Genomic DNA, 25,764 nt, shown 5'->3' on the forward strand with positions numbered 1-25,764 from the left:
GTTTCGGCGCGGGCCTGGGCCCACGCATTGCGCCGTAAACCTATCCGACATCGTCGGCGAACTGGGTGAAATCGCCGCGAACGTCGCGAATAGGACGTAATCCGTGACCCGGCCGCAACCCGCAGGTCGAGGCGAGAGCGCCGATCAGAGCGCCAGCTTGGCCAGCATGTCCCTGGCCTTCTCCGCCGACTTCGGCTCGCACAGCACGTCGTACCGGCCGGCGACCAGTTGCATCGTCGACGCGAAGTCCCGGGTTCCCCGCGTCGCCGCGTACGGGATCGTCGTGGAGATCAGCCCGAAGATGATCCCGCCGACGATGCCGACGACGAGCGGCGCCAGGAAACCGCCCGTGACGATGCCCAGCAGCAAACCGAAGAACACGCCGAGCCAGGCGCCCGAAACGATGCCCCCGCCAATCACTTTCGCCCAGGTGAGGCGGCCCAGCACCCGCTCGACCTGCATGAGGTTGACACCCACGATGGTGACGTCCTCCACCGAGAATTCCTGATCGGAGAGGTAGTCGACGGCGCGCTGCGCCTCGGCGTAGGTGGGATACGAACCGATGGGCCAGCCCGTGGGGGGTTCCGGCAGAGCCCCACGCCGCGCCCCATTGGACTGTCCGAGTGGATTCGTCATCGTCAGCTGGTCTCCTCGTGTGGTTCTCTCAGGATCGGTCCTGTGACAACCATTCTGCCTGCTGAGGCTATTTCTCGTCGGGTCGCACGAACTCGGTGGTCCGTTTCATACCCGCGGCGCGCCCCTTGGCCGAGATCACGAGCGCCATCTTGCGACTCGCCTCGTCGATCATCTCGTCGCCGAGCATCACGGCACCGCGACCGCCGCCGGCCGCGGAGGTGTGGAACTCGTAGGCGTCCAGGATCAGTTCGGCCCGGTCGTAATCGTCCTGACGGGGGCTGAACACGTCGTTCGCTGCCTCGATCTGGGTGGGATGCAGCACCCACTTGCCGTCGAAGCCGAGCGCGGCCGTGCGCTGTGCCGACCGACGGAACGCCTCCACGTCGCGGATCTGCAGGTAGGGACCGTCGATGGCCTGCACCCCGTGCGCGCGGGCGGCCATCAGGATGGTCATCAGGATGTGGTGGTAGGCGTCGCCGCGGTCGTAGCCGTCCGGCTGCTCCCCGACGACCAGCGTGCGCATGTTGATGCTCGCCATGAAGTCGGCGGGACCGAACACCAGGGTCTGCACGCGGGGGCTGGCGGTCGCGATGGCGTCGATGTTGGTGAGCCCGATCGCATTCTCGATCTGCGGCTCGATTCCGATCCGGCCGACCTCGAGCCCGTTGGCCTTCTCTATCTGGGTCAGCAGCAGGTCGAGGGCCTGAACATGGCTGGCGTCCGGCACTTTCGGCAGCAGGATCGCGTCGAGGTGGGCACCCGCACGTCCCACGACCTCGACGACGTCGGCGTACGTCCACTCGGTGGTCCAGTCGTTGACCCGCACCACCTTGATCTGGTCGCCCCACCCGTCCTCGGCGAGCGCCTCGGCGATGGTGCCGCGCGCTTCCTGCTTCGCGAGCGGTGCCACCGCGTCCTCGAGGTCGAGGAAGATCTCGTCCGCGGGCAGTCCCTTCGCCTTGTCGATCATCTTGCGGCTGCTGCCCGGAACGGCGAGCACCGATCGCCGTGGCCTGTAGACGGAACTCATGACGGACGATCCTCCACTTTCGCAGGTGTTCGATTCTCTGTATTTCTGTACAAGGATCTAGCCTGGCAATCATGGCAGCTGCGAACAAGGTTTTTGCAGCCAGGCTGGCCGGCCTGGTGGTGCTCGGCCCCGATGGGGAGTCGATCGGCCGCGTCCGGGACGTGGTGATCACCGCGCGCGTCGGCCGGCAGCAGCCGCGCGTCCTCGGACTGGTCATCGAATTGTTCACGCGCAAACGCATCTTCGTCCCGATGCTCCGCGTCACCGCCATCGAACCGAGCTCGGTGACACTCACCACCGGCAACGTCAGTCTTCGCCGATTCCAGCAGCGGCCCGGCGAGGTGCTCGCCCTCGCCCAGGTGGCGGATTCCCACGTGCGCGTGGACGACCCGGAACTCGAGGAGCTGCGGGACGCCGACATCATCGTCGTCGATCTGGGCATCGAGCAGACCCGCACCCGGGACTGGGTGGTGTCGAAGGTCGCGGTGCGCGGGCACCGTGGCCGACTCGGTCGCCGCGCCGCCATGCACGTCGTCGAATGGCAGCACGTCCAGGGCCTCACGCAGACCGACCTGGCGATGCCCGGCCAGGGCGTCTCGGCGCTGCTCACGCAGTTCGAGGGCATGCGCGCGGCCGACGTCGCGAACGCGATGCGGCTCCTCCCGGAGAAACGCCGCCACGAACTCGCTCTCGCACTCGACGACGAACGCCTCGCCGACGTCGTCCAGGAACTGCCCTCCGACGACCAGACGGACCTGCTCATGCACCTCGAGGTCGAGCGCGCCGCGGATGTCCTCGAGGCCATGGACCCCGATGACGCCGCCGACCTCCTCGGTGAGCTTCCCGAGACCGAGGCCGAATCGCTGCTGCAGCTGATGGACCCGCAGGACTCCGAGCCGGTCCGCCGGCTGCTCGAGCACTCCCCCGACACCGCGGGTGGTCTGATGACTCCGGAGCCGGTGGTCCTCACCGCGTCGACGACGGTCGCCGAGGCCCTGGCCCGCGCCCGGATCTCGGACGTCACCCCCGCCCTCGCGAGCATGGTGTTCGTCGTCCGCCCACCGACCGCGACCCCGACCGGCCGCTACCTCGGCTGCGTGCACCTGCAGAAACTGCTGCGCGAGCCGCCCGCGAGCCTGGTCGGCGGACTGCTCGACACCGATATGCCACGGCTGGCACCCGAGGATTCCCTGACGTCGGTGACCCGCTACTTCGCCACCTATAACCTGGTGTGCGGGCCGGTGGTCGACGACGAGGACCACCTGATCGGTGCGGTCACCGTCGACGATGTCCTGGACCACCTCCTCCCCGAGGACTGGCGCGAAGAGGAGATCGACGGATGAGCGAGAAATCAGCCAGCGCAGCCGCCCGGAGCCTGTCCGACCGACAGCGCCTCGACACCCCGCGGGGTACCCGCCGCTTCCGGGTCACGTACGACGTGGAGGCCGTCGGCCGGGCCAGCGAGAACTTCGCCCGGTTCCTCGGCACGGGCCGCTACCTGATGATTCAGACGGTGGTCGTGATCGTCTGGATCATCATCAACGTCTTCGCCGTCCGATTGCAGTGGGACCCGTACCCGTTCATCCTGCTCAACCTGGCGTTCTCCACTCAGGCCGCCTACGCGGCGCCGCTGATCCTCTTGGCGCAGAACCGCCAGGAGAACCGCGACCGCGTCTCCCTCGAGGAGGACCGCTCGCGCGCCGAGCAGACGAAGGCGGACACCGAGTTCCTCGCACGGGAACTGGCGGCTCTGCGCATCGCGATCGGTGAGGTCGCCACCCGCGACTACCTGCGGCGCGAACTCGACGAGATCAAGTCGCTGCTGGGCGACGAGGAAGACACGCGTACCCGGCGCAAATGAGGCTCGGCGAATCCCCGCAAACTCCGGCAGGGTCGATCACGTATATGTAACGTCAGCCACATCTTCTCGGATGTATGCGGTGTGCGAAAAGGAAGAGCACCGCAGGGGGTGATCGAGTGCGGATACGTGGACTGTTGACGGTGACTGCCCTGACAGTGGGCGCAGTTGCCACCCTCGGGTCCTCGACCGGCGGTTCTGCTGTCAGCGGCGCATCCGTCGGCACGAGTGCCGTCTCTTCCACCGGCGGGGCGACGACGCTCGGAGCAGCTTCGATCACGCCGGGAACCACGCCCCAGGCCGCGTACTTCCCGCCGTCGGGAATCCTGGCGCCGACACCCCGGATCGCGCGGTCCCAGAGGGCAGCTCCCCCGCCGCCCGCGCCCGCGCCGCTGCCCGCGGTGACAAATCCCACATCTCCGATGTCGCCGTCCGGCACCGGGCTCATCGCCGCACCGGTGATCCTGAGCGCTCTGGGCATCCCGGAGATCGTGCTCAACGCGTACCGGTCCGCGGAACTCGAGATGATGGCGCAGGCCCCGAAGTGCGGTCTGCCGTGGCATCTGCTGGCCGGTATCGGCCGCATCGAATCAGGGCATGCCGGCGGCGGCCGGACCGACTCGGTCGGCACCACGCTCACCCCGATCCTGGGCCCCGTTCTCGACGGCCGGCTGGCCGGCAACGAGGTCATCCGAGACACCGACCGCGGCGCCACGGACGGCGACCCCGGGCACGATCGCGCCGTCGGACCGATGCAGTTCATTCCGTCCACGTGGGCCAAGTACGCGTCCGACGGCAACGCGGACGGCGTGGCCGATCCGAACAACGTGTTCGACGCGACGCTGGCGGCCGCCCGCTACCTCTGCTCGGGTGGTCTCGACCTCCGCGATCCGCTCCAGGAAACTCGCGCGGTCCTGCGGTACAACAACTCTGCCGCGTACGCCGCCAACGTCATCACCTGGTCGAACGCCTACAGGAACGGTGGAACTCCGACGCCGAGCCAGCTGTCGGAGTCGGCCTCGCCGTCGCCCGGGCGTCTCGCCGACGCCGCCGCGGCCGAATCGGACCTTCCACGCGATCTCGCGACCACCCCGCAGCCGTCCACGGACGGCGCGGCCACTCCCGCGGCGCCCGCTCCGGCCCCGCCGATTCCTGGACTCCCGCCGCTGCCGCAACTGCCCTGCCTGATCTTCTGCCCGCCCGCCGACCCCGGCGCCCCGGCATCCGTCACGCCCGGCCCGGTCGAGCCCGCCCCGGGCGCCCCTCCGGCCGACGCCGTTCCCCGATAGTCACCCCCGCCTCCGCCGCGCGCTCTGCTTGCAGGGCGCGCGGCGGAGTGTTCGGGTGTCCGGGTTCCTGACGGCACGACCGCCCGCTCCGTCCGACAACCTTGAGGCCCCTCGACGTCCTGGCGTGACCTTGCCGTGTTCGTTACGCTCGCTCACGTGCCTTCGGAGTAACGGAACCGTGCGATACAAGTCCGTTTGATCACGGTTGGATAACGGAAGCGTATCGAATCAGGTAGCCTCGATCCGGTCAGTTGAACGGAACACCCCGAGACGGGGGTCGCAGGAGGCAATCGAGTGGGTCGGCACAACAAGAAGACGGACTCCCATATCCGCCGCAATTCGGTCATCGCGCTTACCGGACTCGTCCCCATCGGACTGATCACCGCAGCCAACACGGCCGGCGCCGCACCCAAGGTCCCTTTCCTTTCCACGAGCTCCTCGTCGGAGGTCGCCGACGTCGCCCAGGAGGCGACTGACACCGCACCCGAGGCCGCGGAAGCCGTCACCCCCATGGCCGAGACGGCCGCCGAGGCCGCACCGGCAGCCGAAGCAGCGCCCGCTGCGCCGGCGCTCGCACCCGTCCAGGCCACCCCTCCCCTTCCGGCGAGCATCGCCCAGGGCGCGCTCGGCATCCCGGCCATCAGCGTCTCGGCGTACCAGAACGCCGAACGCATCCTCGCGGTCGAACAGCCGGGTTGCGGCATGTACTGGACGCTCATCGCCGGAATCGGCCGCGTCGAGTCCACCCACGCCTACGACGGCAAGGCGGACGACAAGGGCAACATGCTCAAGCCCGTCCTCGGCCCCGTCCTCGACGGCACCCTCGGCGGCAACGCCGTGATCCGCGACACCGACGGGGGCAAGTTGGACGGCGACGCCAACTACGACCGCGCCGTCGGACCCACCCAGTTCCTCCCCGAGACGTGGAATCGTTATGCGGGCGACGGCAACGGCGACGGCGTCGCCGATCCGCAGAACCTCTTCGACTCCGCGCTGACCACCGGAAAGTACCTGTGCGACGGCGGATTGAACGTCAAGGATCCGATTCAGGCCGCCAAGGCCGTGCACCGATACAACAACTCCGCCGCCTACGTGGCCAACGTGCTCGCATGGTCCGCCGGCTACTCCAGCGGAATCATCCCGGCGGCCGCGGACCTGCCGCGCATCCACTGAGCGCACATCCTTACCATTGAGTCATGCCAGTCCTGAGCGAGTCCGCTGTACGTAGCGCCCTGGCGCGCGTCCAGGATCCCGAGATCCGGAAACCGATCACCGAACTCGGGATGGTCAAGAGCGTCGACATCGCGGCCGACGACAGCGTCGACATCGCGATCTACCTGACCACCGCGGGCTGTCCGATGCGGACCGAGATCAGCGACCGGGTCACCAAGGCCGTGGCGGACGTCCCCGGTGTCGGTGCGATCCGCGTCGAACTCGACGTGATGAGCGACGAGCAGCGCACCGAACTCCGCAAGTCGCTGCGCGGAGACTCGGCCGAGCCCGTCATCCCGTTCGCCCAGCCCGGCTCGCTGACCCGCGTCTATGCGGTCGCGTCCGGCAAGGGCGGTGTCGGCAAGTCCAGCGTCACCGTCAACCTGGCCGCCGCACTCGCGGCCCGCGGACTGTCGGTGGGCGTGCTCGACGCCGACATCTACGGACACTCCGTTCCCCGCATGCTCGGCACCGACGCCAAGCCCACGCAGGTGGAACGCATGATCATGCCGCCCGTCGCGCACGACGTGAAGATGATCTCGATCGCCCAGTTCACCCAGGGCAACACCCCGGTCGTGTGGCGTGGGCCGATGCTGCACCGCGCGCTGCAGCAGTTCCTCGCCGACGTCTTCTGGGGCGACCTGGACGTTCTGCTGCTCGATCTGCCGCCCGGCACCGGCGACGTCGCCATCTCCGTCGCACAGCTGATCCCCGGTGCGGAAATCCTCGTCGTCACGACCCCGCAGCAGGCGGCCGCCGAGGTGGCCGAGCGCGCAGGCGCCATCGCACTGCAGACCCGTCAGCGGATCGTCGGAGTCGTCGAGAACATGTCCTGGATGGACTTGCCCGACGGCAGCCGGATGGACATCTTCGGGTCCGGCGGCGGGCAGGCCGTCGCCGACCGACTGACGAAGGCCGTGGGCGCGAAGGTGCCGCTGCTGGGGCAGATCCCGCTCGAGCAGGCGGTCCGTGAAGGCGGCGACGGCGGTGTTCCCATCGTTCTCGGCCACCCGGATTCGCCGGCCGCGACGGCACTCCGCGACATCGCCGACAAGCTGGCCGTCCGCAAGCGTGGACTCGCCGGAATGTCGCTGGGGATCGACACCACCCGCCACCTCTAGGCGCTGCGCGCTCGTGCGCCTTTCTGGTTGCTGGAACAACCGGAAAGGCGCACGAGCCCGGAGGGCCTATGTTGCGTCGAGGTCGATCGGGGGGCGCTCGCCTGCCGCGAGCGGCTTGCTCTGCGGTGGAGTGGGCGCCGACGGATCGGCGCTGACGGCCTTCGTTCCCGGCTTGTCGAACGACACCGAACTCGGCTTGTCGAAGTTGCCGGTGAGAATCGAATCGTCACCGTCGAGCAGGTGTTTGGTGATGACCGCGCGCGGTGTCATGCCGCGCAGCTGATTGAGGTCCGACAGCGGCTTGCGCAGATCCTCGAACTCCGGACCGAGCTCGTCCTTGAGCTGCTGGCTGGCGCCGCTCGCATACTCACGGACCTGCCTCAGTGATTTCGTTACCCAGCTGACCGCACCCGGAAGCCGCTCGGGTCCCAAGATGACCAGAGCCGCGACGAGGAGGACCATGAACTCGCCCCAACCAATGTTGCCGAACACGTGGTCAGCCTACTGTGCGGTGAGGGTGTGTGCCCAGGTGACGGAGCGATCTCACAGCAACCATTCGAGTCAGTCGGAGGCCGGGGTCACGTCGACATCGACGAGTCGGCCCTCGCGGATCAGCTGAACCCGGACGGGTTCGCCGATCTTCTGCAGGTTGACGGCGACGACCAGTTCGTCGGCGCTCGTGACCGTGCGGTCGCCGACCTTGACGATCACATCGTTCTCGATGATCCCGGCCCGCGCGGCCGGGCTGTCAGAGCGGACATTGGCCACCTGGGCACCGCTGGTGTTGTCGTTGACGACGGTGCGGGCGTTGACGCCGATGTCCGGGTGGTGCATCCGGCCGTCCCGGATGAGGGTCTGAGCGACCGTCGTGACGTCGTCGATGGGAATCGCGAAGCCGAGACCCACCGAGCCGCCGGACTCACTGAGCATGGCGGTGTTGATGCCGATCACCCGGCCGGTGTCGTCGACGAGCGCGCCGCCCGAGTTGCCGTGGTTGATGGCGGCGTCGGTCTGGACGGCGTCGATGACGGCGTTCGTGTCGGAGCCCTCGCCGGACAGTCGCATCGGACGGTGCAGGGCGCTGACAATTCCGCGGGTGACGGTCTTGCTGAGCCCGAGGGGCGATCCGACCGCGACGACGTCCTCACCGACCTGCACGTCGCCGGACTTGCCGAGTTCCGCGACCGTCAGGTTGTCGGCGGAAACCTTGAGTACGGCCAGGTCGGTCTTGATGTCGCGACCGACGATCTGGGCCTCGGCCTTGGTCCCGTCCGAGAAGATCACCTGGATCTTGCCGCCGTCGGGGGCGGTGGCCGCGGCGGAGATGACGTGATTGTTGGTGACGATGTAGCCGGCGCCGTCGATGACGACACCGGAACCGGTGCTGCCCTGGTCGCCGACCGCCACCTGGATGGAGACGACGGCAGGCAGCACGGCGTCCGCGACTTGCGCGACGGGCGACTGGCCGAGGTCTTCCTCGCCGCCACCCTGGACGAGGGTGACGCTCTGGCTGGTGAGCGAGCTGCGATCGGCGGTGATCACGGCGGCGAGGAGGCCACCGACCAGACCGATCGCGAGCACGATTCCGCCGAGCGCGACGAGGGCCTTCGGCGCCACCTTGCCGCCGAACAGGACCTCGCGGGCGCTGAGCGCGGGAGCGGGCGGGCGCGAATGTTCTTCGGCGTGCAGCGCCGGGGAGCCGAGCTCGACGCCCGCATCGGGATCTCGCCAGGGGTCGGCGGGCGGTGCCTCGCCCGCCGGGGTCGCGGGCTTCCGGTGAGGATCACGCTGAATGGTGTCGACCTCGCCGTCCGGCCGGCCGAACGCCTCCGCCAGCACGGGGTCGGGGGCACCGACCTTCACCGGGGGTTCGCTCTCACGCCGGGCATCCGACGGGGCGAAGGAACCGGTGACGCCACCCGGTCGGCCGAACGCGCGGCTGGACGCTGCGTCGATCTGCGGGCGGTAGACGGGCCTCGGATCGAGCCGTGGGGCGTCCGCCGGGCGGAGCGTGCCCGCCTCGTCCGCCACGGGATCGTCGGGTGCCGTCGTATCGGAACCCGGAGTCTTGTAATCCGCCGTCACGCTGTCGTGTCCCCCTCGTGTGCGTCAGTCACGCGCCCCAGTATCACCGATGCCTCGCTCAGCGCGGACACCGCCGTCGTCGGTCCGGATGCGCTCAACGGCGCCGGCGCCGGGACCAGATCCGGCTCGTGATCGAGTACGCGCTCGTGACCGGCGAATCCGGGGAGTGGGAGTCGAACGGGGACTTGTCGGCGGGATCGCCCTGGTTGCAACTGGGGATCTGGCTCAGCAGACCCAGGAGACCGGAGGGCATGGCGACGTCGCCGCTGCGGCGCAGGGCACGCCGAGCCTGCTGCTGGGAGTCCACCTCGAACGCGCACTCGGGGCAGATCGACAGGTGGTGGGCGGCGCGCAGATAAGCGGACATCCGGAGCTCACCGTCGACGTAGGCGGCGATCGCCTCACTCGCCAGGTGTTCGGTGGAGCCAAACTGGCGAGGTACACGCCCCTGCGTCATTCGTCCCTCCTGGTAACTACCCGACGCCGATCTGATCGGAGTCAACCTTTCCGTTCACAGCCAGATGCTCACGCAGAGCCTGCCTGCCGCGGTGGATGCGACTACGCACGGTTCCGAGCTTGACACCCAGTGTGGCACCGATCTCCTCGTAGGACAGTCCTTCGATGTCACACAGCACGACCGCGGCGCGAAACTCCGGGGCCAACGAATCGAGCGCTGCCTGCAGATCCGCGTCCAGGCGGGCGTCGTGGTAGATCTCCTCGGGGTTCGGCCCGTCGGCCGGGACACGATCGTAGTCCTCCGGGAGCGCTTCCATGCGGATGCGGTTACGACGGCGGACCATGTCGAGGAAGAGGTTGGTGGTGATGCGGTGCAGCCAGCCCTCGAACGTGCCGGGCTGGTAGTCGGACAGGGACCGGAACACGCGGATGAACGTGTCCTGAGTGAGGTCCTCGGCGTCCTGCGCGTCGCCCGACAGCCGGTAGGCCAGTCGGTAGACTCGGTCGCCGTGCTCGCGGACGAGTTCGTCCCAGGACGGCATGGCGGACTTCTCGCCTGTGGCATCGAACACAGCCGTGCCCGTCAGCTCGGCGTCCGACAGCTGCTCGTCGGTGTTTCTCTCGTCTGGAGCCATCGTGTGGTTGCTCATCGAGTTAAGTGGATCCTCCTACTCAGGACCGCAGATCACTGAACGTGGTATAGGCGTCAACTCCCGAGGGCCGGGATTTGTTCCCGGATTCTCGGACTTTCCTCCGTCGTCGTGATCTCCCCGCCGGGCGGTCTTCGGATCTGGCGTTGGACATACTCTTTCCCATCGCGATATGTGTGCGGTGTGAGCAAGCTGAGGTATTCCTGAGAATCGCGGCCGGGCAGGTCGCGGCATCGTTGTCGAGCGCGCCTCGCAGCGGCGACGACGAGACCCCGATAGCCTCATGTGCGTGCAGACAAACGCCGAACGGATACTCACCCACGCAGAAGGGGCTGTCCGTGAAGACGAGGCCCTCGGTGCGGCCAGGGAGCGGGCGGACGACCTCGGTGCCGGACCGGTACCTCCCGCGGTCGGTGCTGCTCTAGCCCTGTTTGCCCGCATGCTGGACGCCAAGACGGTCGTCGAGGTCGGAACCGGCGCGGGTGTGAGCAGTTTGTGGCTGCTCCGGGGCATGCGCGAGGACGGCGTCCTCACCACCATCGACAGTGAACCCGAGCACCAGCGGGCCGCCAAGCTGTCGTTCCGGACCAACGACATCGCACCGGCCCGGACACGGCTGATCAACGGCCGGGCACTCGACGTCCTGCCGCGGCTCGCCGACGGGGCGTACGACCTGGTGTTCGTCGACAGCGCACCGGTCGATCACCCGCACTACGTCCGCGAAGGGGTCCGCCTGCTGCGTCCGGGCGGCGCCATCGTGCTGCACAACGCCCTGCACGGGGGGCGGGTCGTCGACCCGAGCCAGCGTGACGCGGCGACCGTCGCCGTCCGCGAGGCCGCGAAGGCCCTCGCCGAGGACGACCAGTTGATCCGCGTGTTCCTGCCGATCGGCGACGGACTGCTCTGCGCGTCCAAGCTCTGAGAGCCCCGTTCCGGGGCCCTCCCGCTAGATCCAGACGCCCTTGCCGATGGCGACGACGCCGCCGTTGCTGACGGCGAAGCGTTGCTTGTCGCGCTCGAGGTCGACGCCGATGATTTCGCCGTCGCCGACGACCACGTTCTTGTCGAGGATGGCGCGGCGCACCACGGCGCCCTTGCCGATGCGCACACCGGGCATGAGGACGCTGCCCTCGACCGTCGCGCCGCTGTCGACCATCACGTTGGAGCTGAGCACGGAGTTGCGCACCGTGGCCGCCGACAGGATGCACCCGGCCCCGACCACGGACTCCTGCGCGAGGCCGCCCTGCACGAACTTGGCGGGCGCCAGGTTCTCCGTCTCACCGCGGATCGGCCACCGGCGGTTGTAGAGGTTGAAGATCGGGTGGACCGACACGAGATCCATGTGGGCGTCGTAGAACGCGTCGAGCGTTCCCACGTCGCGCCAGTAGCCCCGGTCGCGGTCGGTGGCGCCGGGAACGATGTTGTCCTTGAAGTCGTACACGGACGCCTCGCCCGCCTCGACGAGCGCGGGGATGATGTCGCCGCCCATGTCGTGGTCGGAGTCGGAGTTCTCGGAGTCCGCCCGGATCGCGTCGACCAGCACCTTGGTGGTGAACACGTAGTTACCCATCGACGCGAACGTCATGTTGGGGTCGTCCGGGGTTCCCGGCGGATGCGCCGGCTTCTCGAGGAACTGGACGATGCGGCCCGACTCGTCGCTGTCGATACAACCGAACGCGAACGCCTCGCTGCGCGGCACCCGGATCCCGGCCACCGTCACGCCGGCACCCGACTCGATGTGGTGCTGCACCATCTGCTCCGGATCCATCCGGTACACGTGGTCGGCACCGAACACGACGATGTACTCGGGATCCTCGTCGTAGACGAGGTTCAGCGACTGCAGGATCGCGTCCGCACTACCGGTGTACCAGCGCGGGCCCAGACGTTGCTGCGCGGGAACGGGAGTGATGTATTCACCCGCGAACCCGGACAGTCGCCACGTCTGAGAGATGTGGCGGTCCAACGAGTGCGACTTGTACTGCGTCAGAACACACAGGCGGAGGTATCCCGCATTGACCAAATTGCTGAGCACGAAATCGATCAACCGGTAGGCGCCTCCGAAAGGCACAGCGGGCTTCGCCCGATCCGCGGTGAGCGGATAGAGACGTTTGCCCTCGCCGCCGGCGAGCACGATTCCAAGCACATGTGGCTGGCTCCTCACCCTGTCAACCTATCGGGCGGCCACTCCCCCCGCCAGCGAAGCGCCGAGTCACCGTTTCTCCGATACCTGAATGTGTCCGAGAGCGGTGGCCCGAAGCGTCCCGGACGGTTACGTTAGGCCGGTGCGGGTGGCGATGATGACCAAGGAATATCCACCGGAGATCTATGGCGGTGCGGGTGTACACGTCACCGAACTGGTTGCTCAGTTGAAGCAGCTGTGTGAGGTGGACGTGCACTGTATGGGCGCTCCGCGCGTCGGAGCGGTCGTGCACACCCCCGATCCCGCGTTGGCCGGGGCCAATCCGGCACTCGCGACGCTGTCCGCCGAATTGCGCATGGCCGACGCCGCGACCGGTGCCGACGTCGTGCACTCCCACACCTGGTACACCGGCCTGGCGGGCCATCTGGCGTCCGCGTTGTACGACGTCCCCCACATCCTCACCGCCCACTCCCTCGAGCCACGGAGGCCGTGGAAGGCGGAGCAGCTGGGCGGCGGCTATCGCATCTCCTCGTGGTCGGAGCGCAACGCCGTCGAGCACGCCGACGCGGTGATCGCCGTGAGCGCCGGGATGCGACTCGACGTCCTCGACGCGTACCCGTTCGTCGACCCGCACCGGGTCCACGTGGTGCGCAACGGGATCGACACGTCGGTCTGGCATGCGGGGCCCGCAGGTCCGAGAGACTCCGCCCTCGCGAAGATCGGCGTCGACCCGGACCAGCCGATGGTGGCGTTCGTCGGCCGCATCACCCGGCAGAAGGGTGTCGGTCATCTGATCGCCGCAGCCCACCACTTCGCGCCCGAGATCCAGTTGGTGCTGTGCGCGGGCGCACCCGACACCCCGGAGATCGCCGCCGAGACCGAGCAGGCCGTGGCCGCGCTCGCCGCGCACCGGGGCAACGTGTTCTGGGTGCGGGAAATGCTGCCCACCGACCAGGTGCGGGAGATCCTGTCGGCCGCAACCGTCTTCGTGTGCCCGTCCGTGTACGAGCCGCTGGGGATCGTGAACCTCGAGGCCATGGCCTGCGAGACCGCGGTCGTGGCGTCCGACGTCGGCGGTATCCCCGAGGTGGTGGAGGACGGGGTCACCGGCCGTCTGGTGCACTACAACTCGTACGAGCCCGAGGCGTTCGAACAGGCGCTGGCCGAGTCGGTCAACGCAATCGCCGCCGACGTCGGCACCGCCCAGGCGATGGGCAAGGCCGGACGGGCGCGGGCGATCGCCGAGTTCTCCTGGGCGGCCATCGCACAGCAGACCCTCGACGTCTACCAGGACGCGCTGTCGAGGCGCTGACCGAGGTGTTCAGAGCCGGGCGTAGGTGGACACCGTCACCGACGCCGTCACCGGATAGTCCTGCGGCAGCGCGGCGATCGAGGATGCGAGCCGGTCGGGGGTGAGGTGCCGCGCCGACGGCCCCATCCCGACGAGCCGGGCCACGTCGAGGTGCGACAACGACATCAGGTACTCCACGGCCGCGTGGTCGGTGCGCTCGAACCGCCCGGACATCGCGGCCCCGAGCCGCTCGACCTTCCGGTTGTCCACCCGGACCATGCCGAGCAGGTCCACGAGCTCCCCCAGGTGCCGCTCGGTGGGGGTGAGGACCACCAGGGAGCCGCGCTCGCCGAGCACCCGGTGTGCCTCGTCGGCGTTGCGCGGCGCGAACACGCACAGTACGTGGCTGAGCACGTGGTCCCGCACCGGAAGGTGTTGCCACACGTCGGCAACCACTGCGCCGGCGTGTGGGTGGGCCTTGGCGATGCGCCGCGCCGCGTACTTGGACACGTCGAGTCCGATTCCCCGGCCGGTCGGGACGGCGTCGAGGACGCGCGCCAGGTAGTGGCCTGTGCCCGCGCCGATCTCGAGGATCCGGGGATCGTCGCCGGGCCCGGTGCCCGCCACCACCGCGTCGGCGACGGCGTCCATCAGCGGATCGAAGCTGCCGCCGCCGAGGAAGTCCGCACGTGCGGCGATCATTTCGGGGCTGTCGCCGTCGAACTTGCCACCGGCCCCGGTCATCAGACTCACGTAACCCTGACGCGCCACATCGAAGGCATGCCCCTGGTCGCACAGGATCGCGCCTTCGTCGAGTTCCACGCGAGACCGGCACTGCGGGCACGCCAGCAGGTCGGTCACATCGGCCAGCACGAACGTTCGCCTCCCGGTTCCGGACACGGAACAGGCCCCGCACCGAGAACGGCGACGGGGCCTGCCCTGTGAGGTTCTCTCCGCACTCGACTAACTGGTGACGCCCTTGAGCTCTTCACCGAGTGCGGCAGCTTCCTCCGGGGTGAGCTCGACAACCAGACGTCCACCACCCTCGAGCGGAACCCGCATGACGATTCCTCGTCCCTCTTTGGTTGCTTCGAGGGGACCGTCCCCGGTCCGGGGCTTCATGGCCGCCATCCTCTGCTCCCTCCAGATCTGCGCTGCCTGCTTGCGCCTCGACAAATTTTGGCACCCCGCCAACACTCGGCGAGGCTTGTGACATCCATTCTTCCCTATGGACACGAGTACCGGGAACCTGAGTCACGAATAGGCAGGTCCACCGGCACTTCAGGCAGTGATCGGGACCCAGCAGGCGGCCACGTGGTCGTCCACCATCCCGGTGGCCTGCATGAGTGCATAAGCCGTGGTAGGGCCCACAAATTTGAACCCTCGGCGCTTCAATTCCTTCGCCATCGCGGTGGACTCCGGTGTGACGGCCGGGACGTCGTTCACCGTGGCGAGGCGGCTCGGGCGCGGCGGCGGGGCGAACGACCACAGCAGGGTGTCGAGGTCGGTGTCCGACAACTCCAGGAGGGCCCGCGCATTGCTCACCGACGCCTCGATCTTGGCCCGGTTCCGCACGATCGAAGCGTCCTCGAGCAGGCGCGCCACGTCCCGTTCCGTGTACCGGGCCACCGCCTCCGGATCGAACCCGGCGAACGCGGCCCGGAAGGCCTCGCGCTTGCGGAGAATCGTGATCCACGACAGTCCCGACTGGAACGCTTCGAGGCACAGCCTTTCGTACAACTCGTCGCGGCCGTGCAGCGGACGACCCCACTCGAGGTCGTGGTAGTCCCGGTACAGCCGGGACCCGTCCGTGTCGACCGCCCACGCGCACCGCACCCGGTCCTCGGGGGCTGTCACGAGGCATCCCCCGGCCGTTCGGACGCGGCTTCGACCGCCGCCAACTGCTCACGCAGCGAATCGATTTCACGGCCCAGCCGGGACAGCGCCCAGTCGACCTCGCTGGCCTTGTACCCCCGCAGCGTCTGCTGGAATCGCAACGCCTCCACGTCAGCGCCCGTCACGCCCTCGGCAGGCAGGGCCGTGAGTGTGGTGCCGGGCGGCAGGGGCGCGAGTTCCTCGGAACGGCCGAACACCGCACTGGCGGCGAGGAACAGCATCGCGCCGACAAACGCCATGACGAGCAGATAGAGCAGGGCTGTCACCATGCCCCGATCCTGTCACGGACGTCCGACAGCAACCTCCCTCAGGTGCGCGCGGTCAGGGGCACACCGTGTTCATCGGTGGGCGATCGGCCAGCGCGACGTCCGTCGTCGTAGGAACGAAGGAGTCGCCGTCCACCAGGAACTGGGTCAGACCCGCCCCGGAGTCGGGCACCCCGCAGCGCCGCATCATCGTGCCGATGATCTGCCTGCTCATCACCCCGAGTTCGGACAGCGGGCGGTTGCGGTGCTTGCGCACCCCCAGATTGACCTGGCCGATCGCTCCGAGCCCGAGACGGTCGTACGTGTCGAGCAGCAGGCCGATCTCGACGCCGTAGCCGGGGGCGAACGGAACCGCCGACAGCAACTCCCGGGTGCCCGCATACTCGCCGCCCAGCGGCTGCAGCACGCACGTCAGCTCCGGCCGGAGCGAGGCCAGCATGGGACGCGCCACGAGCTCGGTCACCCGGCCACCTCCGTTGGCGTCCTCCGTGCCGCTCAGGCGGAGCGGACGGCGGTAGTAGCCCTTCACGAGATGGATGCCGTCGGCCGTCAGCAGCGGTCCCAGCAGCTTCGGGACGAAGGCCGGATCCGGGTTGATGAGATCCGAGTCGACGAAGGCGATGAGGTCACCGGTGCTCGCGGCGACGGAACGCCACAGCACCTCGCCCTTGCCCGCCACGGGCGGGAACGCCGGCACCGCCTCCTCCCGGCTGATGACGGTGGCGCCCGCCGCGCGTGCGCGTTCCGCCGTCAGGTCCGTCGATCCGGAATCGAGCACGATCAACTCGTCCACCAGACCACCGAGCAACGGGTGGATCGTATCCACCACCGCGGCGACGGTCTCCTCCTCGTTGAGCGCCGGCAAGACCACCGACACGGTGCGCCCGGCCTTGGCCCGTTCGAGTTCGGCGATGCTCCACGACGGCTGGTCCCAGCTGTTCGCCTCGGCCCAGCTGCGAGGGGTCCGCTCCTCCGCCACCATCGTGCGGGCCGCCCGGGCCCCCACGGCACTCATGCCAGCCCCCGCACGGTGCGGGACGGTGCGCGCCGGCCTTGAATCGCGGCCACCATGTCCACCACTCGACGCGTGGGGGCAACTTCGTGGACACGGAAGACACGGGCGCCTCCTGCGGCGGCCATCGCTGTCGCTGCCAATGTTCCCTCCAACCGCTCGACGAGATCTACCCCTAGAGTCTCCCCGACGAAGTCCTTGTTGCTCAGCGCCATGAGCACTGGCCATCCGGTATTTACAAGATCTTCCATTCGCCGCAACAACTCGAGCCCGTGATAGGTGTTTTTCCCGAAATCGTGGGTCGGATCGATGAGGATCGAATCGGCGGGCACACCCAGCCGGGCCGCGTTCTCGGCGGCCGACACCACTTCCCGGAGGACGTCCGCGACGACGTCGGTGTAGCGGACACGGAACGGCCGGGTCCGCGGAACCGCTCCCCCAGTGTGTGAGCAGACGATGCCGGCGCCCGTCTCCGCGGCGACCTCGACGAGCGCAGGGTCGGCGCCGGCCCACGTGTCGTTGATGAGATCGGCGCCCTCGGCGACGGCGAGCCGGGCCACGTCGCTGCGCCAGGTGTCGACGCTGATGAGCAATTCCGGGTAGCGCTCGCGGATCGCGGCCACGAACGGCACCACCCGCCGGGTCTCCTCCGCGGAGTCGACGACGTCACCCGGTCCGGCCTTCACACCCCCGATGTCGACGAGGTCGGCACCCTCGTCCACAGCCCGTTCGACCGCCGACATGGCGGCGGAATCGGTGAATGTGGCACCGCGGTCGTAGAACGAATCGGGTGTCCGGTTCACGATGGCCATCACCAGCGCACGATCGACCGCCACGGGGCGCCCACACAGCGTGGGCGACGGGTGGTCGGGCGCGGGCGGTACGTCGGTCTCGGCCATGTCACCAATATTGGCACGCAGCGAAATCGAAACCACCCGTGAGTACTTGTTAACGGCGGGCGGTTAACAAGTACTCACGGGCGGCGTAGCCGCATCACCCCTTGGGCAGCGAACCCTTCGCCACTTCGTCGACGTACCCGTCGTACGAGGGCTTGTAGCCGTCGCTGCGCCCGGACAGCACGTGCAACGTGTCGGTGTCCTCGACGTCGTAACCCTCCTTGCGGAGTTCCACCTTGCGGCTCTTGAACGTCGACGTCTGCTCGAGGGAATCGACGACGCGGACGAACAGCGGCACCGCGTACGACGGCAGCCGCTGGAACAGCAACTCCGCGACGTCGGCGCCGTCGAACTTCTCGTTCTCGTGCAACGTCACCGCGGCCATCCCCGCGCGACCGTCGGTCCCGGGGATCTCGACGCCGTAGACGACGGCGTGCTCGACCGCCGGATGCGCGAGGAGTGCGCCCTCGACCTCGGTGGTCGCGACGTTCTCCCCCTTCCAGCGGAACGTGTCGCCGAGCCGGTCGACGAACGCCACGTGCGACCAGCCCTGGCGGCGCACCAGGTCGCCGGTGTCGAACCAGCAGTCGCCGTCGTCGAAGCCGTCGCGGACGAGTTTCTTGTCGGTGGCCTCCTCGTCGGTGTATCCGTCGAACGGCGCACGGTCCGTCACCTTCGACAGCAGCAGTCCGACGTCGCCGGTGCGTACCTTCCGCAGCTTGCCGTCGGAGTGCCGCCGGGGCGATCCGCTGTCCTCGTCGTACTCGACCACCGCGTGCGGCAGGGGGCAGATGCCTGCCGTCCGGTCGACGTTGAGGGCGTTGACGAACGCGATGTTGCACTCGCTGGCGCCGTAGAACTCGGCGACCCGGGAGATCCCGAACCGGGTGGTGAACTCGGACCAGATCTCCGGACGGAGACCGTTCCCGACCATCAGCCGGATGGAGTTGTCGCGGTCGCCGGGCTTCTCGGGCTGGTTCAGCAGGTACCGGCACAGCTCGCCGATGTAGGTGAACCCGGTGGCCCGGTTCAGTTCGACGTCGGCCCAGAACTTGGACGCCGAGAACTGCTTGCCCAGTGCGAGCGTCGCACCCGACCCGAGCACCGAGGACAGCGACACCGTCAGCGCGTTGTTGTGATAGAGCGGCAGGCAGCAGTACAGGACGTCGCTGCCGCGCAGCCGGACGCCCATGTTGCCGAGTCCGGACATGCTCTTGAGCCAGCGGAAGTGGCTCATCAGGCTGGCCTTCGGCAGTCCCGTGGTGCCGGAGGTAAAGATGTAGAAGGCCTTCTCCCGGGCCTGGATCTGCTCGCACACCTCGGGGTTGTCGTCCCCGGCCTTCTCGGCGAGACGGTCGAGGTCGTCGAAGTACAGCACCGAGGGCACGGCGGGTGGTTCGTCGAGCGAGTCCATGGCCTCGCTCGACGCCTCGGACGCCACCAGGACCCGGCTGTCGAGCAGCGAGATGCTGTGGGCGAGCACGTCTCCGCGCTGGTTGTGATTCAGCATCCCGGCGGCGGCGCCGATCTTGACCGCGGCGAGTGCGATGAGCAGCGTCTCGGGTGAGTTCTTACCGAGGATCCCGACGACGTCCCCGCGTGCCACGCCGAGGTCGGCGAGCACGTGCGCGTAGCGGTTCACGCGGATGTTGGCGTTCCGGTAGCTCAGCGATTCGCCCTCGAACCGCAGGAACGTGCGGCGCGGGTGCGCCGCGGCGGCGCGCTGGAAGACCAGGCCGATCGATTCCCTCGCGTCGGGGGTCCGGATCAGGCCGAGGACCCCTCTCGCCATGATCGGCAGCTCCGGAATCATGGCCGGCAGCCGCCTTGCGAGGTCGACCACCCCGATCGTCGAACGAGCTTCAGAACGCATGACATCCCCTCAGGCCTGCAGTATGAGTCAGGTCACCTTACTGCACGGTAACAACGTGCGCCACGACGCGGACCGGGCGGCGCCTCAGGAGACGCAGGCGTCCAGCGCCTCCCCGACATCGGCCCGGACGAGCAGCCTGTCGAGGGCGCGCTGCGCCACGAAACCGCCGCCCCGCAGCCCGTCCAGCCAGTCGAGCAGCCCGGTGTAGTGACCGTGCGGATCCAGCAGGACCACCGGCTTCTCGTGCATGCCGAGATAGCCCGCGGTCCACGTTTCGAACAGCTCCTCGAGCGTGCCGATACCGCCGGGCAGCGTCACGAACGCGTCGGCCCGGTCCTCCATGATCTGCTTGCGCTGACGCATGGTGTCGGTGACCACCAGCTCGTCGGCGTCGACGTCGGCGACTTCCCTGTGCACCAGAGCTTTCGGGATGACACCGACGGTTGTCGCCCCTGCCGCGCGGGCGGCCTCGGCCACCGCGCCCATCATCGAGACGTTGCCACCGCCGGACACGAGTTGCCAACCGCGCTTTCCGATTTCGGCACCCACCCGGGACGCGAGCTCCAGGAAGTGGTCGTCCACGGGGCCGGACGCACAGTAGACGCACACCGAGAACGGCTGCGGTGGAACAGTTTCCGGCATCACCACTGGTCCTCCGTCCCGAGCAGGGCAGCTTCGTCGACACCCTGCTGCGACCGTATGACGATCTGCACTGCTTCCTCCACGTCGTCCGTGACGTGCAAGAGATTGACGTCACCTTCCGAGATCTTGCCGCTGCGTTGGAGAGTTCCCCGCAACCAGTCCACGAGCCCGGACCAGTACTCGGTGCCGAACAGGACGATCGGGAATCTCGTGACCTTGCGCGTCTGCACCAGAGTCAGCGCCTCGAACAGTTCGTCGAGCGTCCCGAACCCGCCGGGCAGGCAGATGAACGCCTGCGAGTACTTCACGAACATCGTCTTGCGCGCGAAGAAGTAGCGGAAGTTGATGCCGAGGTCGACCCACTCGTTGAGGCCCTCCTCGAACGGCAGCTCGATGCCGAGGCCGATGGAGTAACCACCCGATTCGCTGGCGCCGCGGTTGGCCGCCTCCATGACGCCGGGGCCGCCGCCGGTCATGACGGCGTAGCCGGCCTCGGCCAGGCGGGCACCCAGCGCCCGTCCCGCCTCGTACTCCGGGTGGCCGTCCGGTGTGCGAGCGGAACCGAAGACGGTGACCGCGCGCGGCGCCTCGGCCAGGGCACCGAACCCCTCGACGAACTCGCTCTGGATCCGCAGTACGCGCCAGGGGTCGGTGTGCACCCAGTCGGTCGAGCCCCGCTCGTCGAGCAACCGCTCGTCGGTGGTGGTGTCGTCCTTGCGGGCGCGCCTCAACTGCACCGGACCCCGGTGCTTCACGGACGAGGACTTCCGGCCGTGAGTGTTCTTCTCGGGTGCCATGCGCCCCAGGCTAGCGGGTGGCCCGTTCGGGGCACCGGGCAGTCACGGGGCGCTCAGGTAGGCGCGCAGCACGGTCGTCACGTCCGTGATCTGCTGGACGGGCACGTGCTCGTCCCGCTTGTGTGCGAGGTTCGGATCGCCGGGACCGTAGTTGACGGCCGGGATGCCGAGGGCGGAGAACCGTGACACGTCGGTCCACCCGTACTTGGCGCGGAACTCGCCGCCCGCCGCCTCGATCAGGGCCGCGGCCGCGGGATCGCTCAGCCCGGGCAGGGCTCCCGGCGACAGGTCGGTGACCTCGAAACCCAGCTCGAGGCCGTCGAAGACCTCCCGCACGTGGTCGATGGCCTGCTCGGCGCTGCGGTCGGGGGCGAAGCGGAAGTTCACGTCCATCTCCGCCGCGTCGGGAACCACGTTTCCCGCGACCCCACCGGCGATCCGCACGGCGGACAACCCCTCCCGGTACACGCAGCCGTCGATGTCCACCGACCGCGCGGTGTAGTCCGACAGCCGCTGCAGAACCGGGGCGAAGCGGTGGATCGCGTTGTCGCCCAGCCACGATCTCGCGGAGTGCGCACGGGTGCCGCGGGTGGTCAGCGTCACCCGCAACGTGCCCTGGCACCCCGCCTCGATGAGGCCTCCGGTCGGCTCGCCGAGGATCGCGACGTCCGCGCGCAGCCAGTCGGGGTTCTCGCGTTCGATCCGTCCGAGCCCGTTGTGGACGGCCGCGATCTCCTCGCAGTCGTAGAACACCAGGGTCAGATCGTGCGCGAGGTTCTCGATGGTTGCGGCGAGGTGCAGGAACACCGCGTCACCCGACTTCATGTCGACCGTTCCGCATCCGTGCAGCAGATCGCCCTCACGCCGCGAGGGCACGTTGTCCGCGATCGGCACCGTGTCGAGGTGACCGGCGAGCATCACCCGGCTCGGCAGTCCCCGATCGGTCCGGGCGAGCACGGCGTTGCCGTTTCGGATGATCTCGAAACCGGTGGTCTGCTCCCGCAGCGCCGACTCGACGGCGGCGGCGATCGCCGACTCGTCGTGCGAGACGCTCGGGATGTCCACCAGGGCGGCGGTGAGGTCGATGGGATCGGCGTGGAGGTCGAGTGGGCTCACCCGTCCACCCTAAGCCGACCCGTCCGCCCGCTCGGGCGTTGCTACCCGTCGAAGCCGCCCGGGATCTCGTAGATCGCACCGTCGAAACCGATGCGGAACAGCCGTCCCGCCGAGAAGCCGCCGGACCCCTGCCCGTAGACGACCATGCTCGACGTCGGCAGACCGGACGCCAGCACGCAGTACCGCCCCGGCGAGTCGAGGCGCCAGATCTCGCCGCGCACGTTGGCCGGGACCACCGGACGGCCTCTCGAGTCCAGGGCCAGACCGTCGGGTGCGGCGAAGGTGTCGAGACCGGACAGGTCGAGGATGCTCTCGGGCGCTCCGGGGTTCGAGAGCGGGATCCGGCTCACGCCCGGATTCACGAACGTCCGCGACACGTAGAGGTACCGATCGTCCGCGCCGAGCACCGCGCCGTTGGCGCTGGGCAGCGTCGCCCAGTGGGGCTCCACCCGCCCGTCGGGGAACACCCGTCCGATCTGGGTTCCGAAGTCGTTGGTGGCGTATGCGGTTCCGTCGGCGGCGACATCGAGTCCGTTCGCCGCGCTCAGTCCCGATACGAACGGGGTGAGCACGTTGGTCGCGGTGTTCAGCTTCGCGATCGCACCCGGACGCAGGATGTCGCCGAGGAACACGCGGGCGTCCGCGCCGTACCCCACCAGCAGTGAACCGTCCGACGCCCAGGCCAGCGCCCCGGCCCCGCCGTCCGGCACCGTCGCGACCGGGACCGCGGGGGCTCCCGGGGCGTCGAGGCGGAACACCCGCCCGCTCAGAAGGTCCGTCGTGTAAAGACGGCCGCCGCCGTCCACGGCGACTCCCTCGAGCGCCGCTCCCGGCACCCGCCCGACGAGGACCGGTGCCTGGCCGGCGCCCGGGCACACCGGAGCGGCGGACGCGGTCTGCGGCGCCACCACCGACACGGCCCCGGCGAGCAGCGCACCCGCGGCCACGGCCCGGACGCCTCCTCCGATGAATCGACCCCAGTGCGACATGCGCATTCCCACGACCTTTCCCGGTGTGTCCCACGTGCCCCGTGCATGGTCCCCCACATCGCCGGAACCCGCTCGGTTTCGATTCGATCACGCCCGATAACGACCGCTGGGAATGCCCGAGTAATGAGGCAGTAACCTTTACTGCCGTGAGCACACAGGGAGCATCAGCAGTAGGCATCGCCAACGTGACCGTCGGCGGCACGGTCCTCGACACCTGGTTCCCGGCGCCCGAGCTGGGAAACTTCGACGACGCGGGCACCGTGCGGATCGAGGGTGGCGACATCCCCTCCGATCTGGCACTTCTCGCCGGACCCGACGAGGCGCGTGAGGTCGACCAGGTCGTGGTGCGCACCACCATCGCCGACCTGTCGGCGCCGCCGGTCGACGCCCACGACGCCTACCTGCGCCTTCACCTCCTCTCGCATCGCCTCGTGACCCCGCACGGCGTCAACCTCGACGGTCTGTTCGGATTGCTGTCCAACGTGGTGTGGACCAACTTCGGTCCCTGTGCGGTCGAGGGCTTCGAGAAGGTGCGGTCGCGTCTGCGCATCCGCGGCGTGGTCACCGTGTTCGGTGTCGACAAGTTCCCGCGCATGGTCGACTACGTCGTGCCGTCCGGCGTCCGCATCGCCGACGCCGACCGCGTCCGCCTCGGCGCCCACCTGGCAAGCGGCACCACCGTGATGCACGAGGGCTTCGTCAACTTCAACGCCGGTACGCTCGGCAACTCCATGGTCGAAGGCCGTATCTCCGCGGGCGTCGTCGTCGACGACGGATCCGACGTGGGCGGCGGTGCGTCGATCATGGGCACCCTGTCCGGTGGCGGCAAGGAGACCATCTCCGTCGGCAAGCGCTGCCTGCTCGGCGCCAACGCCGGTCTCGGCATCTCGCTCGGCGACGACTGCGTCCTCGAGGCCGGCCTGTACGTGACCGCGGGCACCAAGGTCACCGGGCCGGACGGCACCGTCGTGAAGGCCAAGGAACTCAACGGCCAGTCCAACCTGCTGTTCCGTCGTAACTCCGTGTCGGGAGCCGTCGAGGTCGTGCCGTGGAAGGGCACCGGCGTGGAACTGAACGCCGCTCTGCACGCAAACGACTGACCCGGTGAGCGGTACGCGAACACCCGGCACCGTGAGCGATTCGACCAGCACCCTGGGCCGGGGCCTGAAGGTCCGTCACCTCACGATGATGGGCCTCGGTTCCGCGATCGGTGCCGGACTGTTCCTCGGCACCGGTGTCGGCATCGCGACCGCCGGTCCCGCCGTCCTCGTCTCCTACCTTCTCGCCGGCATCATCGTCGTCTTCGTGATGCGGATGCTCGGCGAGATGGGAGCGGCGATCCCCGCCAGCGGATCCTTCTCGCACTACGCGCGGATCGGCATCGGCGAGTGGGCCGGATTCGTGATGGGCTGGCTCTACTGGTTCATGCTGATCATGGTGCTCGGCGCCGAGATCACCGGCGCCTCCGGCATCGTGAGCGGCTGGCTGCCCGGCGTGCCGCAGTGGGTCGTCGCCCTCGTGTTCGTGATCTTCTTCGCGGCCGTCAACCTCGCGAAGGTCAGCAACTTCGGCGAGTTCGAGTTCTGGTTCGCCGCCATCAAGGTCACCGTCATCATCGCGTTCCTGGTGATCGGCGTGCTGCTGGTGTTCGGCCTGCTGCCGGACACCGAACCGGTGGGCACCACCAACCTCTTCGGCCACGGCGGCTTCATGCCGGAAGGCTTCGCCGGTGTCGCCGCGGGACTGCTGGTGGTGGCGTTCGCCTTCGGCGGCATCGAGATCGTGACCATCGCCGCCGCCGAATCCGAGGATCCCGAGCGGTCGATCGCCGTGGCGGTGCGCAGCGTCGTCTGGCGTATCAGCGTCTTCTACCTCGGTTCGATCTCGATCATGGTCCTCGTCCTTCCCTGGGATTCCTCGGACCTCAAGAGCGGACCGTTCGTGGCCGTCCTCAACCAGGCGCACATCCCGTACGTGGCCGGGTTCATGGAACTGGTGGTCGTGGTCGCGTTGTTGTCGGCGTTCAACGCCAACATCTACGGCACGTCGCGGATGGCGTACTCGCTGTCCCGGCGCGGCGACGGTCCCGCGTTCATGGCCCGGATCTCGAATTCCGGGGTACCCCTCAATGCGGTGCTGCTGTCGGTGTTCTTCGGTTTCGTCAGCGTCCTGCTCAACTGGTGGCTGCCGGACGACCTCCTGGGACTTCTCCTGAACGCCGTCGGTTCGGCGCTCCTGGTCATCTGGATTTTCATCGTCGTCTCGCATCTGAGACTGCGCCCGCGGCTCGAACGCGAGGGCAAGCTGACCGTGCGGATGTGGCTGTTCCCGTGGCTCAGCTACGTCACGCTCGCAATGCTCGCCGGTTTCGTCGTGCTCATGCTCTTCGACACCGACGCCCGCACCCAGCTGATCTCGACGTGCGTCCTGTTCCTCGCGATCGCGGCGCTCGGTGTGCTCAACACCCGGCTGCGCAAGCGGTCGCAGACGGTGTGACCGGTTCGGGCCG

Annotated in this window: 27 protein-coding genes; 9 read left to right on the plus strand and 18 right to left on the minus strand. The window is 68.5% G+C overall.

Features of this window, described 5'->3' with window-relative positions; genetic code table 11:
* Positions 1-144 precede the first annotated feature (144 nt).
* Both HGB39_RS15100 and HGB39_RS15105 read right to left on the minus strand, forming a co-directional pair.
* On the minus strand, positions 145-636 hold the full coding sequence (locus HGB39_RS15100; protein ID WP_005239275.1) for a general stress protein: 492 nt from the start codon (positions 634-636) through the stop codon (positions 145-147).
* Positions 637-703: 67 nt separating this feature from the next.
* Positions 704-1,666 (minus strand): HpcH/HpaI aldolase/citrate lyase family protein, encoded by a 963-nt coding sequence (locus tag HGB39_RS15105; protein WP_005573471.1) that lies wholly within the window; start codon positions 1,664-1,666, stop codon positions 704-706.
* A gap of 71 nt (positions 1,667-1,737) precedes the next feature.
* Between HGB39_RS15105 and HGB39_RS15110 the strand changes: the two genes are divergently transcribed.
* The 5 genes from HGB39_RS15110 to HGB39_RS15130 all read left to right on the plus strand — a co-directional run bounded on the left by HGB39_RS15110 (position 1,738) and on the right by HGB39_RS15130 (position 7,146).
* Complete coding sequence (locus tag HGB39_RS15110) at positions 1,738-3,009, plus strand: magnesium transporter MgtE N-terminal domain-containing protein (protein WP_005264648.1); 1,272 nt, start codon at positions 1,738-1,740, stop codon at positions 3,007-3,009.
* Complete coding sequence (locus tag HGB39_RS15115; RefSeq protein WP_005264640.1) at positions 3,006-3,527, plus strand: DUF1003 domain-containing protein; 522 nt, start codon at positions 3,006-3,008, stop codon at positions 3,525-3,527. The genes HGB39_RS15110 and HGB39_RS15115 overlap by 4 nt, the downstream gene beginning before the upstream one ends.
* Before the next feature lie 116 nt (positions 3,528-3,643).
* Complete coding sequence (locus HGB39_RS15120) at positions 3,644-4,813, plus strand: lytic transglycosylase domain-containing protein (RefSeq protein WP_043793477.1); 1,170 nt, start codon at positions 3,644-3,646, stop codon at positions 4,811-4,813.
* A 294-nt stretch (positions 4,814-5,107) separates the two neighbouring features.
* Positions 5,108-5,986 (plus strand): lytic transglycosylase domain-containing protein, encoded by an 879-nt coding sequence (locus HGB39_RS15125; RefSeq protein WP_005573468.1) that lies wholly within the window; start codon positions 5,108-5,110, stop codon positions 5,984-5,986.
* A 23-nt stretch (positions 5,987-6,009) separates the two neighbouring features.
* Complete coding sequence (locus tag HGB39_RS15130; protein WP_005573467.1) at positions 6,010-7,146, plus strand: Mrp/NBP35 family ATP-binding protein; 1,137 nt, start codon at positions 6,010-6,012, stop codon at positions 7,144-7,146.
* A gap of 66 nt (positions 7,147-7,212) precedes the next feature.
* Here HGB39_RS15130 and tatB read toward each other — a convergent pair whose 3' ends face one another.
* The 4 genes from tatB to sigE form a co-directional block, all read right to left on the minus strand.
* Complete coding sequence (gene tatB / locus HGB39_RS15135; RefSeq protein WP_005264637.1) at positions 7,213-7,638, minus strand: Sec-independent protein translocase protein TatB; 426 nt, start codon at positions 7,636-7,638, stop codon at positions 7,213-7,215.
* Positions 7,639-7,707: 69 nt separating this feature from the next.
* A complete protein-coding gene (locus tag HGB39_RS15140; RefSeq protein WP_064080477.1) occupies positions 7,708-9,231 on the minus strand; it encodes a S1C family serine protease in 1,524 nt (507 codons plus the stop codon).
* Between the two features lie 94 nt (positions 9,232-9,325).
* The gene (locus HGB39_RS15145) at positions 9,326-9,688 is read right to left on the minus strand and encodes a DNA-directed RNA polymerase sigma-70 factor (RefSeq protein ID WP_005264635.1); all 363 of its coding nucleotides are present in this window, start codon (positions 9,686-9,688) and stop codon (positions 9,326-9,328) included.
* Between the two features lie 16 nt (positions 9,689-9,704).
* Positions 9,705-10,337: an RNA polymerase sigma factor SigE gene (gene sigE / locus HGB39_RS15150; protein WP_005239257.1), complete on the minus strand. Its 633-nt coding sequence runs from the start codon at positions 10,335-10,337 to the stop codon at positions 9,705-9,707.
* Between the two features lie 283 nt (positions 10,338-10,620).
* Between sigE and HGB39_RS15155 the strand changes: the two genes are divergently transcribed.
* Positions 10,621-11,259, plus strand: a complete 639-nt coding sequence (locus tag HGB39_RS15155; RefSeq protein WP_005239255.1) for an O-methyltransferase — start codon at positions 10,621-10,623, stop codon at positions 11,257-11,259.
* A 24-nt stretch (positions 11,260-11,283) separates the two neighbouring features.
* Here HGB39_RS15155 and glgC read toward each other — a convergent pair whose 3' ends face one another.
* Complete coding sequence (gene glgC / locus HGB39_RS15160) at positions 11,284-12,498, minus strand: glucose-1-phosphate adenylyltransferase (RefSeq protein ID WP_005239253.1); 1,215 nt, start codon at positions 12,496-12,498, stop codon at positions 11,284-11,286.
* A gap of 121 nt (positions 12,499-12,619) precedes the next feature.
* Between glgC and glgA the strand changes: the two genes are divergently transcribed.
* Positions 12,620-13,789 (plus strand): glycogen synthase, encoded by a 1,170-nt coding sequence (gene glgA, locus HGB39_RS15165; RefSeq protein WP_005264634.1) that lies wholly within the window; start codon positions 12,620-12,622, stop codon positions 13,787-13,789.
* 9 nt (positions 13,790-13,798) lie between these two features.
* On the opposite strand, the gene HGB39_RS15170 is transcribed toward glgA, so the two are convergent.
* The 11 genes from HGB39_RS15170 to HGB39_RS15220 all read right to left on the minus strand — a co-directional run bounded on the left by HGB39_RS15170 (position 13,799) and on the right by HGB39_RS15220 (position 23,261).
* A complete protein-coding gene (locus HGB39_RS15170) occupies positions 13,799-14,641 on the minus strand; it encodes a putative RNA methyltransferase (RefSeq protein WP_043793466.1) in 843 nt (280 codons plus the stop codon).
* Positions 14,642-14,731: 90 nt separating this feature from the next.
* Entirely contained in the window at positions 14,732-14,899 is a 168-nt protein-coding gene (locus HGB39_RS15175) for a DUF3117 domain-containing protein (RefSeq protein WP_003936084.1), read from the minus strand.
* Between the two features lie 150 nt (positions 14,900-15,049).
* On the minus strand, positions 15,050-15,625 hold the full coding sequence (locus HGB39_RS15180; protein WP_005573402.1) for a DNA-3-methyladenine glycosylase I: 576 nt from the start codon (positions 15,623-15,625) through the stop codon (positions 15,050-15,052).
* On the minus strand, positions 15,622-15,933 hold the full coding sequence (locus HGB39_RS15185; RefSeq protein ID WP_005239244.1) for a DivIVA domain-containing protein: 312 nt from the start codon (positions 15,931-15,933) through the stop codon (positions 15,622-15,624). The genes HGB39_RS15180 and HGB39_RS15185 overlap by 4 nt, the downstream gene beginning before the upstream one ends.
* A gap of 52 nt (positions 15,934-15,985) precedes the next feature.
* A complete protein-coding gene (locus HGB39_RS15190; RefSeq protein WP_011598038.1) occupies positions 15,986-16,945 on the minus strand; it encodes a glucosyl-3-phosphoglycerate synthase in 960 nt (319 codons plus the stop codon).
* A complete protein-coding gene (gene folP / locus HGB39_RS15195) occupies positions 16,942-17,841 on the minus strand; it encodes a dihydropteroate synthase (protein ID WP_005264628.1) in 900 nt (299 codons plus the stop codon). The genes HGB39_RS15190 and folP overlap by 4 nt, the downstream gene beginning before the upstream one ends.
* 94 nt (positions 17,842-17,935) lie before the next feature.
* Positions 17,936-19,711 carry a long-chain-acyl-CoA synthetase gene (locus HGB39_RS15200; RefSeq protein ID WP_043788729.1) on the minus strand — a complete coding sequence of 592 codons (1,776 nt, stop codon included), beginning with the start codon at positions 19,709-19,711 and terminating at the stop codon, positions 17,936-17,938.
* A gap of 84 nt (positions 19,712-19,795) precedes the next feature.
* Positions 19,796-20,353: a cytokinin riboside 5'-monophosphate phosphoribohydrolase gene (gene log, locus HGB39_RS15205; RefSeq protein ID WP_043788732.1), complete on the minus strand. Its 558-nt coding sequence runs from the start codon at positions 20,351-20,353 to the stop codon at positions 19,796-19,798.
* Positions 20,353-21,150 carry an LOG family protein gene (locus HGB39_RS15210; protein WP_005564607.1) on the minus strand — a complete coding sequence of 266 codons (798 nt, stop codon included), beginning with the start codon at positions 21,148-21,150 and terminating at the stop codon, positions 20,353-20,355. The genes log and HGB39_RS15210 overlap by 1 nt, the downstream gene beginning before the upstream one ends.
* Before the next feature lie 42 nt (positions 21,151-21,192).
* Positions 21,193-22,266, minus strand: coding sequence for a succinyl-diaminopimelate desuccinylase (dapE, locus tag HGB39_RS15215; RefSeq protein WP_005564609.1), 1,074 nt, complete (start codon positions 22,264-22,266; stop codon positions 21,193-21,195).
* Between the two features lie 41 nt (positions 22,267-22,307).
* Positions 22,308-23,261 (minus strand): SMP-30/gluconolactonase/LRE family protein, encoded by a 954-nt coding sequence (locus HGB39_RS15220; protein WP_005263044.1) that lies wholly within the window; start codon positions 23,259-23,261, stop codon positions 22,308-22,310.
* A 140-nt stretch (positions 23,262-23,401) separates the two neighbouring features.
* Here HGB39_RS15220 and dapD point away from each other — a divergent pair, with 140 nt between their 5' ends.
* Both dapD and HGB39_RS15230 read left to right on the plus strand, forming a co-directional pair.
* Complete coding sequence (gene dapD, locus HGB39_RS15225; RefSeq protein WP_037206621.1) at positions 23,402-24,355, plus strand: 2,3,4,5-tetrahydropyridine-2,6-dicarboxylate N-succinyltransferase; 954 nt, start codon at positions 23,402-23,404, stop codon at positions 24,353-24,355.
* A 4-nt stretch (positions 24,356-24,359) separates the two neighbouring features.
* Positions 24,360-25,751 (plus strand): amino acid permease, encoded by a 1,392-nt coding sequence (locus tag HGB39_RS15230; protein ID WP_005263042.1) that lies wholly within the window; start codon positions 24,360-24,362, stop codon positions 25,749-25,751.
* Positions 25,752-25,764 lie beyond the last annotated feature (13 nt).

The sequence above is a fragment of the Rhodococcus opacus genome (assembly GCF_012396235.1).
In the GTDB taxonomy this organism is placed as follows: Bacteria; Actinomycetota; Actinomycetes; order Mycobacteriales; family Mycobacteriaceae; genus Rhodococcus_F; species Rhodococcus_F opacus.